This window comes from Pseudomonas karstica (genome assembly GCF_009707515.1).
Lineage (GTDB): Bacteria > Pseudomonadota > Gammaproteobacteria > Pseudomonadales > Pseudomonadaceae > Aquipseudomonas > Aquipseudomonas karstica.
This window is the reverse complement of record NZ_WLYI01000005.1, coordinates 50,999-63,295: the sequence shown is the minus strand read 5'-3', so window position 1 is coordinate 63,295 and position 12,297 is coordinate 50,999. Positions and strand designations below refer to the sequence as shown.

Genomic DNA, 12,297 nt, shown 5'->3' with positions numbered 1-12,297 from the left:
GTATCACATTTTCTCACACTTTTGAAGATCAGTTTAACTGCAAATTAACTGCTCATTCTTAGCATCCACACCTCTTTATGGAGGCATGTCGATGTTTAGAGCACTGCGTTTCGCATCAGGTGCACTGATGCTGGCCATTGCCGTTGGCGGCTGTACACCGGCATCCGACACCCAGGAGTCCGCCCCCGTAAAGGTGATTACCGAAACGCTGGAGGCCGGGCCCCTTTCCATCAGCAGCGAGCTCAGCGGGCGCATAGCGCCGCCGCGAATGGCCCAGGTAAACGCTCGAGTGGCGGGGGTGGTGCTCAGAAGTGTGTTCGAGCAAGGCAGTGAAGTGCAACAAGGCGACGTCCTGTTCCACATCGACCCGGCGCCACTCCAGGCGGATCTGGACAGCGCGCTGGCTGGGTTGAAAAAGGCTCAGGCCGGCGCTATGCGTACGCATCGACAAGAGCAGCGCTACCGCCAGTTGATCTCGGGCGATGCGATCAGTGCTCAGGAATATGACAACGCACGCGCAGCCACCCGGCAGGCCGAGGCGGACGTTGCGGCCAACCGGGCAGTGGCAGAACGTGCGCGTCTAAACTTGAGCTACGCCACCGTTACCGCCCCTATCTCCGGGCGCATCGGACGTGCCCTGGTCACTGAAGGCACTTTGGTCGGGCAGAACGAGTCAACCCCAATGGCCCTGATTCAGCAACTGGACCCGGTGCATGTCGACCTGACGCAATCGACTCGCGAACTCAACGAACTACGTCGCACCTTCCGCTCCGGCCAGTTGCAGCAACTGGCCACGGATCAGGCCAAAGCCACGTTGCTGCAGGACGACGGCAGCGCGTATCCGTTGCCCGGCAAACTGCTGTTCAGCGACATCACCGTCGACCCAGGGACCGGCCAGATCCTGCTGCGCAGCGAATTCCCCAACCCCGATCTCGACTTGTTGCCCGGCAGCTTTGTGCGCGTACGCCTGGAGCACGCCATTGATCAACAAGGGATCAGCGTGCCGCAGCGCTCGATCCTGCGAAACAGCGCAGGGCTGGCCCAGGTGCTGCTGGTTGATGACGAGTTGCGTGTGAGCCTGAAAACGGTGCAGTTGGGTCCAGTGATTAACAATCGATGGGTCGTCACCGACGGCCTTAAATCGGGTGACCGCATCGTCGTCGAAGGCATTCAACACGCCCGCCCCGGCGAAATAGTCGCGCTGGATAATTCTCCTCTTCCACTCGACCAGGCGATTGGTCAGTCAGCAGGACACTAGCTTATGCCGCAGTTCTTTATCGAGCGCCCCATATTCGCTTGGGTCATTGCCCTGTTTATTCTGCTGGCCGGTGTACTGGCAATTCCGCAGTTACCGGTTGCTCAATACCCTGACATTGCGCCGCCCAGAATCGAAGTCGTGGCCAACTACCCCGGTGCTTCCACACAGGCCATGGATCAAAGCGTGGTCAGCCTGATCGAAGAAGAACTCAGCGGCGCCGATCATCTTTTGTACTTTGAATCCAACAGCAGCCAAGGCTCTGCCACGATCACCGCAACGTTCAAGCCAGGCACCAACCCTGAGCTTGCCCAGATCGACGTCCTCAATCGCCTGAAAGTCATCGAATCACGCCTCCCACAGGCAGTGATACAACAGGGCTTGCGGGTCGAGAAAGTTTCCACGGGTTACCTGCTGTTCATTTCACTGATCGGCACCGGCAGTACCGTCGACAGCGTTGCCCTCAGCGATTACCTGGCGCGCAACGTGGTCAACGAAATCAAACGCCTGGAAGGCGTCGGCAAGGTACAGATGTTCGGCTCCGAACGCGCCATGCGTATCTGGGTCGACCCGCAAAAGCTGATCGCCTTCAACTTGACACCCGCAGACGTCAATGCGGCGATCCTCGCTCAGAACGCATTGGTAGCCGCCGGCAACCTTGGAGAGTTGCCGGTCGCCGACGGCCAGGAAATCACCGCAAGCATCCTCGTTGAAGGCCAACTATCGAGCCCTGAAGCATTTGCCGACATTGTGCTGCGCGCCGAAGCCAATGGCGCCATTGTGCGCATAGGCGATGTCGCACGAGTCGAAATAGGCAGCCAGGAATACCAGTTCGGCACACGACTCAACGGCCAACCCTCCAGCGAACTGGGCGTGCAACTGACACCCGGCGGCAACGCTTTGAGCACGGCGACGCAGGTGCGCGCGAAGATGGATGAGTTGACGCGCTACTTCCCGTCGGACATGAAGTACCAGATCGCCTACGACACCTCGCCCTTCGTCAAGGTTTCGATCACCAAAGTGGTTTACACATTGCTCGAAGCGATGGTGCTGGTGTTCGCCGTGATGTATCTGTTCCTGCAGAACATCCGCTACACGTTGATTCCCAGCCTGGTTGTACCGGTAGCCTTGATGGGCACTTTGGCGATCATGCAGGTGCTGGGATTCTCCATCAATGTGCTGACCATGTTTGGCATGGTGCTATCGATCGGCATCCTGGTGGACGACGCCATTGTCGTGGTGGAAAACGTCGAACGCATCATGCTCCAGGAACGGCTCTCACCCAAGGAGGCCACGCGCAAGGCGATGAAACAAATCGGCGGGGCTATCGTCGGTATTACCGTGGTGCTGGTTGCCGTGTTTATCCCGATGGCCTTCATGCAAGGCTCTGTCGGGATCATCTACCAACAGTTCTCCCTGACCATGGCCACGTCCATTCTGTTCTCGGCATTCCTCGCCTTGACTCTGACCCCGGCGCTATGCGCAACGCTGCTGAAACCCATTGCACCGGATCACACTACCTGCGGTTTCTTCGCAGGGTTCAACCGCCAATTCGAACAACTGACCGAGGGCTATCAAAGTTGGGTCGCACACGCGTTGAGGCGCAGTGGGCGCTACATGTTCATCTATAGCGCGCTCCTCATCGTGCTGGTAGTGAGTTTCAGCCGCCTGCCCTCCTCGTTTGTTCCGGTCGAAGACATGGGCTACACGATTACCGATATTCAACTGCCCCCGGGGGCGAGCCAAAGTCGCACAGTCGAGGTCATCAAACAGATTGAGGCGCATAACGCCACTGAACCGGGTGTGGATAACACCACGTTTGTACTCGGTTTCAGTTTTTCCGGCAGCGGGCAGAACGCCGGTTTGGGTTTTACGGTACTCAAAGACTGGTCTCAACGGGGCAGCAGCGACACAGCGGCAGCCATCGCTGAACGGGCGAACGCGGTCGTGGGCCAGATCAAAGGGGCGCAAGTGTTCGTCGTCTTGCCACCTCCGATCAGCGGCCTCGGCACTTCCGGCGGTTTTCAATTGCGCCTGCAGGACCGGGGCGGCCTTGGATACGCAACATTGATGCAGGCGCGCAGCGATTTGCTGGAAGCCGCTCAAACCAGCCCGGTCCTGACCAACGTACGCGAAAGCGCGTTGGCCGAAGCGCCTCAGGTCAAACTGCAAATCGACCGCCGCCATGCCAACGCACTGGGCGTATCCTTCGCCGACATTGGCAACGTCATGTCCACCAGCATCGGTTCGGCCTATATCAACGACTTCCCCAATCAGGGGCGAATGCAGCGGGTGGTAGTCCAGGCTGAAGGCGAGCAGCGCACCCAAGTTGAAGACCTGCTGAAGATGCACGTACGCAACAACCAGGGACAAATGGTGCCTCTGTCAGCCTTCGTCCAAGCCACATGGATCCAGGGGCCTGCGCAATTGAACCGCTACAACGGCTACCCCTCGGTCAGCATCTCCGGAGAACCGGCACCCGGCTACAGCACGGGTGAAGCCATGGCAGAAATCGAACGTTTGGTAGCACAAGGCCCAGCAGGGCTGGGTCAGGAGTGGACGGGGCAGTCATTGCAGGAGCATGTGTCCACAAACCAGGCGCCGATCCTGTTTGGCCTGTCACTCCTGGTGGTGTTCCTGTGCCTGGCAGCGCTGTACGAGAGCTGGTCGATTCCGGCCTCAGTGTTGCTGGTAGTACCCCTCGGGGTGCTTGGCGCGGTGCTGGCGGTCACCCTGCGTGAGATGCCCAACGACGTGTTCTTCAAGGTTGGCTTGATCACCATCATTGGGCTGTCGGCGAAGAACGCGATCTTGATCATTGAGTTCGCCAAAACACTTTACGACGAGGGCCACGACCTGGTCGATGCCACGCTGCAAGCCGCACGGTTGCGCTTGCGGCCGATTGTGATGACCTCAATGGCATTCATCCTGGGTGTGGTGCCGCTGGCCATCGCCACCGGCGCCAGTTCGCAAAGTCAACAGGCCATCGGCACGGGCGTAATCGGCGGGATGATCACGGCGACAGTGGCAGTGGTGTTTGTACCGGTGTTTTTTTGGGTGGTGATGAAACGCGTGAAACAGCGTAGTGGCTGAAAATAGTGCCGCTAAAACGCAAAAGCGGGCTTGTCCGTAAGGAACAAGCCCGCTTTTGCGTTTTAGCGTACTGAAGATTAAACGCCCAGGTAATCCATGATCCCTTCGGCGGCATTGCGGCCTTCGAAGATCGCCGTCACCACCAGGTCAGAACCGCGCACCATATCGCCACCGGCGAAGATTTTCGGGTTGCTGGTCTGGTGCTTGTAATGGCCTTGTTCCGGCGCTACAACACGGCCCTGGCTGTCAGTCTGGATTTCGAACTGCTCGAACCACGGCGCCGGGCTTGGGCGGAAACCGAAAGCGATGACCACGGCATCGGCCGGGATAATCTCTTCGGAACCCGGGATCGGCTCAGGGCTGCGACGGCCACGCGCGTCCGGCTCGCCAAGACGGGTTTCGACCACTTTCACGCCTTCGACGCGATCTTCACCGACGATGGCAATCGGCTGACGGTTGTAGAGGAATTTCACGCCTTCTTCCTTGGCGTTCTTCACCTCTTTGCGCGAACCCGGCATGTTGGCTTCGTCACGACGGTAGGCACAGGCCACCGACTTGGCGCCCTGGCGGATCGAGGTACGGTTGCAGTCCATGGCTGTATCACCACCGCCCAACACCACGACCTTCTTGCCTTTCATGTCGACGAAGTCTTCCGGCGACTTTTCAAAGCCCAGGTTGCGGTTGACGTTGGCAATCAGGAAATCCAGGGCGTCGTAGACGCCCGGCAGGTCCTCACCGGCAAAGCCGCCCTTCATGTAGGTGTAGGTACCCATGCCCATGAACACGGCATCGTATTCTTCGAGCAGTTGTTCCATGGTCACGTCTTTGCCGACTTCGGTATTGAGGCGGAACTCGATACCCATGCCAGTGAAGACTTCGCGGCGGTTGCTCAGCACGGTCTTTTCCAGCTTGAACTCGGGGATGCCGAACGTCAGCAAGCCACCGATTTCCGGGTTCTTGTCGAACACCACCGGGGTCACGCCGCCACGCACCAGCACGTCGGCACAGCCCAAGCCCGCAGGGCCTGCGCCGATGATCGCGACACGCTTGCCGGTCGGCTTGACCTTGGACATGTCCGGGCGCCAGCCCATGGCGAACGCAGTGTCGGTGATGTACTTCTCCACCGAACCGATGGTCACTGCACCAAAACCGTCATTAAGGGTGCAAGCGCCCTCGCACAGACGGTCCTGGGGACAAACCCTGCCGCAGACTTCCGGCAAGGTGTTGGTCTGGTGCGACAGCTCGGCGGCGGCGAGGATATTGCCCTCGGCCACCAGTTTCAGCCAGTTGGGAATGAAGTTGTGCACCGGGCACTTCCATTCGCAATACGGGTTACCACAACCCAGGCAACGGTGGGCCTGGTCGGCCGAGTGCTGGGGTTTGAAGGGTTCGTAGATTTCCACGAACTCTTTCTTGCGTTGACGCAACAGTTTCTTCTTCGGATCTTTGCGCCCGACATCGAGGAATTGGAAGTCGTTGCTGAGACGTTCGGTCATGCTGTTGAACCTCGTTACGACAGCTTCAAGCTACACGCTTAAAGCTGCAGGACAATCACCGTAGCAGGCACATCGCGCACTGCATTTAACTTGCGGCTTGAAACTTGCCGCTTGCAGCTGCGTCGTTACTGCGGACTCGCAAGAGTGCTGGAAAGCAGAGATTTCAAACTCGCTGCCTTCGGTTTGACCAGCCAGAAACGACGCAGGTAATCATCGAGGTTTTCGGCGAGGTTACGCCCCCATTCGCTGCCGGTTTCCTCAACGTACTCGTCCAGCACGTGTTGCAGGTGGTTACGGTAGGACTCCATCGCTTCGCCGCTGATCCGCTGGATCTCCACCAACTCGTGGTTGATCTTGTCGACGAAGGTGTTGTCCTGGTCCAGCACGTAGGCGAAACCGCCGGTCATGCCCGAACCGAAGTTGTAGCCGGTCTTGCCCAGGACGCAGACAAAACCACCGGTCATATACTCGCAGCAGTGATCGCCCGTGCCTTCCACCACGGTATGGGCACCGGAGTTACGCACGGCAAAACGCTCACCGGCAGTACCGGCAGCGAACAGCTTGCCGCCAGTCGCACCGTACAGGCAGGTGTTGCCGATAATGGCACTTTCCTGGGTCTTGTAGACGCTGCCCATCGGCGGAACGATCACCAGCTTGCCACCGGTCATGCCCTTGCCGACGTAGTCGTTGGCGTCGCCTTCCAGGTACATGTGTAAGCCACCGGCGTTCCACACGCCAAAGCTCTGGCCCGCTGTGCCTTTGAAACGGAAGGTGACCGGCGCCTTGGCCATGCCTTGGTTGCCATGCTTGCGGGCAATCTCCCCGGAGATCCGCGCACCGATGGAGCGGTCGCAGTTGCAGATATCCAGGGCGAATTCGCCACCGCTGGCCTCAAAGATCGAGGAGCCGGCCATCTCGACCATTTTCTCGGCCAGCAGGCCTTTGTCGAACGGCGGGTTGCGGTCAACCTGGCAGAACTGCGGCTTGTCGGCCGGAATGTGATCGCTGCCCAACAGCGGCGTCAGGTCCAGGTGGTGTTGCTTGGCGGTCTGGCCTTCGAGGATGTCCAGCAGATCGGTACGGCCGATCAGCTCTTCCAGGGAGCGCACGCCCAGCTTGGCCAACCACTCACGGGTCTCTTCGGCAACGTAGGTGAAGAAATTCACCACCATGTCGACGGTGCCGATGTAGTGATCCTTGCGCAGCTTCTCGTTCTGAGTCGCGACGCCGGTGGCGCAGTTGTTCAGGTGGCAGATGCGCAGGTATTTGCAGCCCAGGGCAATCATCGGTGCGGTACCGAAGCCGAAGCTTTCGGCGCCGAGGATCGCGGCCTTGATCACATCGAGGCCGGTTTTCAGGCCACCGTCGGTCTGTACCCGGACCTTGCCGCGCAGGTCGTTGCCCCGCAGGGTCTGGTGGGTTTCAGCCAGGCCCAGCTCCCATGGCGCGCCGGCGTACTTGATGGAGGTCAGCGGCGAAGCGCCGGTGCCACCATCGTAGCCGGAGATAGTGATCAGGTCGGCATAGGCCTTGGCCACACCAGCGGCGATGGTGCCGACGCCAGCTTCTGCCACCAGTTTCACCGAGACCAGGGCCTGCGGGTTGACTTGCTTCAAGTCAAAAATCAGCTGCGACAAATCCTCGATGGAGTAGATGTCGTGGTGCGGCGGTGGCGAGATCAGGGTCACGCCAGGTACGGCGTAACGCAGCTTGGCGATCAGGCCGTTGACCTTGCCGCCGGGCAATTGCCCGCCTTCACCAGGCTTGGCGCCTTGGGCTACCTTGATCTGCAGCACTTCGGCGTTGACCAGGTACTCTGGAGTCACACCAAAGCGGCCAGTGGCCACTTGCTTGATCTTCGAGCTCTTGATGGTGCCGTAACGCGCCGGGTCTTCACCGCCTTCACCGGAGTTGGAACGCGCACCCAGGCGGTTCATGGCTTCGGCCAGGGCTTCATGAGCCTCAGGCGACAAGGCGCCCAGGGAAATACCGGCGGAGTCGAAACGCTTGAGGATCGATTCCAGTGGTTCGATTTCGCTGATGGCCAGCGGCGTGTCCAGGGTTTTCACCTTGAACAGGTCGCGGATCATCGACACCGGGCGGTTATCCACCAGCGCGGTGTATTCCTTGAACTTGGCGTAGTCGCCCTGCTGCACGGCGGCTTGCAGGGTGTTGACCACATCCGGGTTGTAGGCGTGGTATTCGCCACCGTGGACGAACTTCAGCAGGCCGCCTTGCTGGATCGGCTTGCGCGCGCTCCAGGCTTCGGCAGCCAGGGCTTTCTGTTCGGCTTCGATGTCGACGAAGCGCGCCCCCTTGATGCGGCTCGGCACGCCACGGAAGCTCATGTCGCAGACTTCTTCCGACAGGCCGATGGCCTCGAACAACTGCGCACCACGGTATGAGGTGATGGTGGAGATACCCATCTTCGACAGGATCTTCAACAGGCCCTTGGTGATGCCTTTACGGTAGTTCTTGAACACCTCATAGAGGTCGCCCAGCACTTCACCGGTACGAATCAGGTCGCCCAGCACTTCATAGGCCAGGAACGGGTACACCGCCGAGGCGCCGAAACCGATCAGCACCGCAAAGTGATGCGGGTCACGGGCGGTGGCGGTTTCCACGAGAATGTTGGAGTCGCAACGCAGGCCTTTTTCGGTCAGGCGATGGTGGACCGCACCGGTCGCCAGCGCAGCGTGGACCGGCAGTTTGCCCGGCGCAATATGCCGGTCGGTCAGCACGATCTGGGTGCGACCGGCACGCACGGCTTCTTCGGCCTGATCGGCGATGTTACGCACCGCGGCTTCAAGGCCCAGGCTCTCGTCGTAGTTCAGGTCGATGATCTGCCGGTCAAAACCTGGACGTTCCAGGGTCATCAACGAACGCCACTTGGCCGGGGAAATGACCGGCGAGCTGAGGATCACGCGAGAAGCGTGCTCTGACGACTCCTGGAAGATATTGCGCTCGGCACCGAGGCAGACTTCCAGGGACATCACGATGGCTTCACGCAGCGGGTCGATCGGCGGGTTGGTCACCTGGGCGAACTGCTGGCGGAAATAGTCGTACGGTGTGCGCACGCGCTGGGACAGTACAGCCATTGGCGTGTCATCGCCCATGGAGCCTACCGCCTCATAACCTTGCTCACCCAACGGGCGCAGCACCTGGTCACGCTCCTCGAAGGTGACCTGGTACATTTTCATGTACTGCTTGAGCTGGTCGACATCGTAGAAAGCCGAACCATGGTCGTTGTCTTCCATGGTCGCCTGGATGCGCAGGGCATTCTTGCGCAGCCATTGCTTGTATGGATGACGAGACTTCAAGCGGTTATCGATGGCGTCTGTGTCGAGGACCTGCCCGGTTTCGGTGTCCACAGCGAGGATCTGGCCAGGGCCTACGCGGCCCTTGGCGATGACGTCTTCAGGCTGGTAGTTCCAGACGCCGACTTCCGAAGCCAGGGTGATGAAACCATTGGTGGTAGTGACCCAACGCGCCGGGCGCAGACCGTTACGGTCCAACAGGCATACCGCGTAGCGACCATCGGTCATCACCACTCCGGCCGGGCCATCCCATGGCTCCATGTGCATCGAGTTGTACTCATAGAACGCCCGCAGGTCGGGGTCCATGGTCTCGACGTTTTGCCACGCTGGCGGAATGATCATGCGCACGCCACGGAACAGGTCAATGCCGCCGGTGACCATCAGTTCCAGCATGTTGTCCATGCTGGAGGAGTCGGAGCCTACGCGGTTGACCAGCGGGCCAAGCTCTTCCAGATCCATCAAATCGTTGGCGAACTTGGTGCGACGGGCCACAGCCCAGTTGCGGTTGCCGGTGATGGTGTTGATCTCGCCGTTGTGGGCGAGGAAGCGGAATGGCTGGGCCAGTGGCCATTTCGGCAGGGTGTTGGTGGAGAAGCGCTGGTGGAACACACAGATTGCGGTTTGCAGGCGCTCATCGCTCAGGTCTGGATAGAAGGCGGTCAAGTCCGCCGGCATCATCAGGCCTTTATAGATGATGGTCTTGTGGGAAAAGCTGCAGATGTAGTGGTCAGTGTCGGCGGCGTTGGCCACGGACGAGCGACGACGGGACGTGAACAGCTTGATCGCCATGTCCTGGTCGCTCAGGCCGTCACCTGCGATGAACACTTGTTCGATCTGCGGCAGGCGCTCCAAGGCCAGGCGGCCGAGCACGCTGGTGTCGATTGGCACTTTGCGCCAGCCGATCAGTTGCAGGCCGGCGGCCAGGATCTCGCGATTCATGTTCTCGCGAGCGGCTTGGGCTTTGACCGGGTCCTGATTGAAAAACACCATGCCCACGGCGTATTGCTTGGGCAAGTCGGCGCCGAAGGTTTCCTTGGCGATAGCGCGCAGGAACTGGTCGGGCTTTTGAATCAGCAAGCCGCAACCGTCACCGGTCTTGCCGTCGGCGTTGATCCCACCGCGGTGGGTCATGCAGGTCAGGGCCTCGATGGCCGTTTGCAAAAGGGTATGACTGGGCTCGCCCTGCATATGGGCAATCAGGCCGAAACCGCAGTTATCCTTGAATTCATCGGGTTGGTACAGACCTGCTTTCATAGACACTTTCTCACCAGGCTGCCTCTTTGACCGAGGCAAATTTCTTTTTAATTCAACCAGTTACTATCCGCGCCGAACGTACGCCAGCTTAGCGGGGGCAAAAGGGAGGTCATTGTACACACCGACACAGACGCTCACAAATTTAGCGACGAAATGTCGCAAATCTATGTCGCATTTATGAAAGGTTTAAAGCGATATGCTGTGCTAGTCAAAACTTTTTTAATTCTGACCGCTACGACTCAAAAGCGACGTGCGCAGACACCACAAAGCGCGCGGCCTGGAGGGCAGCACGCACTTGCGGTTTTTTTGAGGTTGCCAAGAGGGCGGCCTGGGTAAGGCCGCCGAATCTTCAGCGAGCAGTTGCCAGTTCCTGTTGGACGCTGGCGACAGTGCGAGGCCAAGGTTTACCAGCCTGAACCTTCGCTGGCAAGGCCTTGATAGCGGTATCGGCTGCTGCACGGTTAGCAAAGTTGCCGTAAGTGATCACGTAAAACGGCTTGCCGTTGAGGGCTTTCTTGAAATAACGGTACCCGCTGCCCTGCTCCTTGACGAAGTTCTGTGCGTTGGCTTCGGAGCTGGTGCCGAGGATCTGCACCACGTAATGCCCGGCTGGCTGGCTGGCGTACCAACTGCCGCCACTGGTAGCAGCCTTGGCAACGGTGGCCGGTTTATCAACAGGCTTGGCCACAGGCGCGGGCTTGGCAGTGGCGACCTGGGCAGGTGCCGGGGTCGGCTTGGCCGCTGGCGTCGGTGCCGGGCTCGCAGGAGTGTCAGCAGGTGGCGCAGAGGTGGTAACGGTCGGCGGTGTAGCGCTGGAGCCTTCCACCGGTACGCCGTCATCACCTTCAGAGATACCGCCAGCCGCTTCGGCAAGCGGCTCGCGCATCACTGGCTGGCCGACCATTGGCAGATTGGTGGGTTGGCCTGAACCCGCAAACTCAACGGAGGGCGCTCCGTCCGGGGTTGGCTTGCCCAGTGGCAATTGCGCCTGTTCGGTTGGCGCATCGGTGGTCGGCGCCTTGCTGCGGCCCGGGATCAACCAGGCAGCAGCGATTGCAACTACAACAACTGCGGAAATCGCCAATACGTGTTTCTTCGGCATGGTGAACCCCATCTTTGGACGCTTCACCGCTGAGCGGCTGGCAATCATGGTTTCGATCATGGCATCCCGGGCAACCTGATTGATGGTGCCAGGCCAGCCGTCGGAGCTTTCGTGAATATCAGAGATCTGCTGGGCGGAGAAAAGTTCGATACCCTGGCCTGCGCCCTCAAGACGCTGGGCCAGGTATTCGCGGGTTTCCTCTTCTTCGTAAGGCTGCAATTCGATGACATGGAAGAGCTCTTCCTCGCCACTGAGCTGCTCAAGCTCAGCAATCAGCGACGACTCACCGAACAGAAATACGTGCGGACGGCCCTCAGGCGTACCTGCTGCCAGCGCCAATAGCGCGTCCAGGGCGGACTCATCGAGCTGCTCGGCATCATCCACCAGCAGATAGACTTCCTGGCCGGTCAGGCCCAGTTGCACCACTTGCTTGAGGATCGCGCTCGGCTCGGCATTGGCCACGTCCAGGGCCTGGGCCACTTGGCGCAATACCCCGGCCGCATCACCGGCACCACGCGCCGAAACCACTACGCTCTGTACCGATTGCTTGTTGGTACTGGCGACGAGCGCCTGGCGCAGCAATGTCTTGCCGCTGCCAAGGGGCCCTGTGACCACCAGCAACAGTTGGCTGTAGCGCGCCAGGTGGTGTAGCTGCCCCAGCACCGGCTTGCGTTGCGCGGGGAAGAATTTGAAGCCAGGTACCCGTGGAGCAAAAGGGTCATGGTTCAACTGGTAATGGCCGAGGAAAGCCTCGTCGGCATGCAAACTAGTCATCGGGAT

5 protein-coding genes are annotated in these 12,297 nt (G+C 59.6%); 2 read left to right on the top strand and 3 right to left on the bottom strand.

Features of this window, described 5'->3' with window-relative positions:
• The first annotated feature begins 91 nt into the window (after positions 1-91).
• A complete protein-coding gene (locus GIR22_RS05370; protein WP_154742321.1) occupies positions 92-1,258 on the top strand; it encodes an efflux RND transporter periplasmic adaptor subunit in 1,167 nt (388 codons plus the stop codon).
• 3 nt (positions 1,259-1,261) lie between these two features.
• Positions 1,262-4,348 carry a multidrug efflux RND transporter permease subunit gene (locus tag GIR22_RS05365; RefSeq protein ID WP_154742320.1) on the top strand — a complete coding sequence of 1,029 codons (3,087 nt, stop codon included), beginning with the start codon at positions 1,262-1,264 and terminating at the stop codon, positions 4,346-4,348.
• Positions 4,349-4,425: 77 nt separating this feature from the next.
• Here the strand turns inward: GIR22_RS05365 and GIR22_RS05360 are convergent, their stop codons facing one another.
• The 3 genes from GIR22_RS05360 to GIR22_RS05350 form a co-directional block, all read right to left on the bottom strand.
• A complete protein-coding gene (locus tag GIR22_RS05360; RefSeq protein ID WP_154742319.1) occupies positions 4,426-5,844 on the bottom strand; it encodes an FAD-dependent oxidoreductase in 1,419 nt (472 codons plus the stop codon).
• Between the two features lie 125 nt (positions 5,845-5,969).
• Complete coding sequence (gltB, locus tag GIR22_RS05355) at positions 5,970-10,415, bottom strand: glutamate synthase large subunit (protein ID WP_154742318.1); 4,446 nt, start codon at positions 10,413-10,415, stop codon at positions 5,970-5,972.
• Between the two features lie 349 nt (positions 10,416-10,764).
• Positions 10,765-12,291, bottom strand: a complete 1,527-nt coding sequence (locus GIR22_RS05350) for an SPOR domain-containing protein (protein ID WP_154742317.1) — start codon at positions 12,289-12,291, stop codon at positions 10,765-10,767.
• Positions 12,292-12,297: the final 6 nt, after the last annotated feature.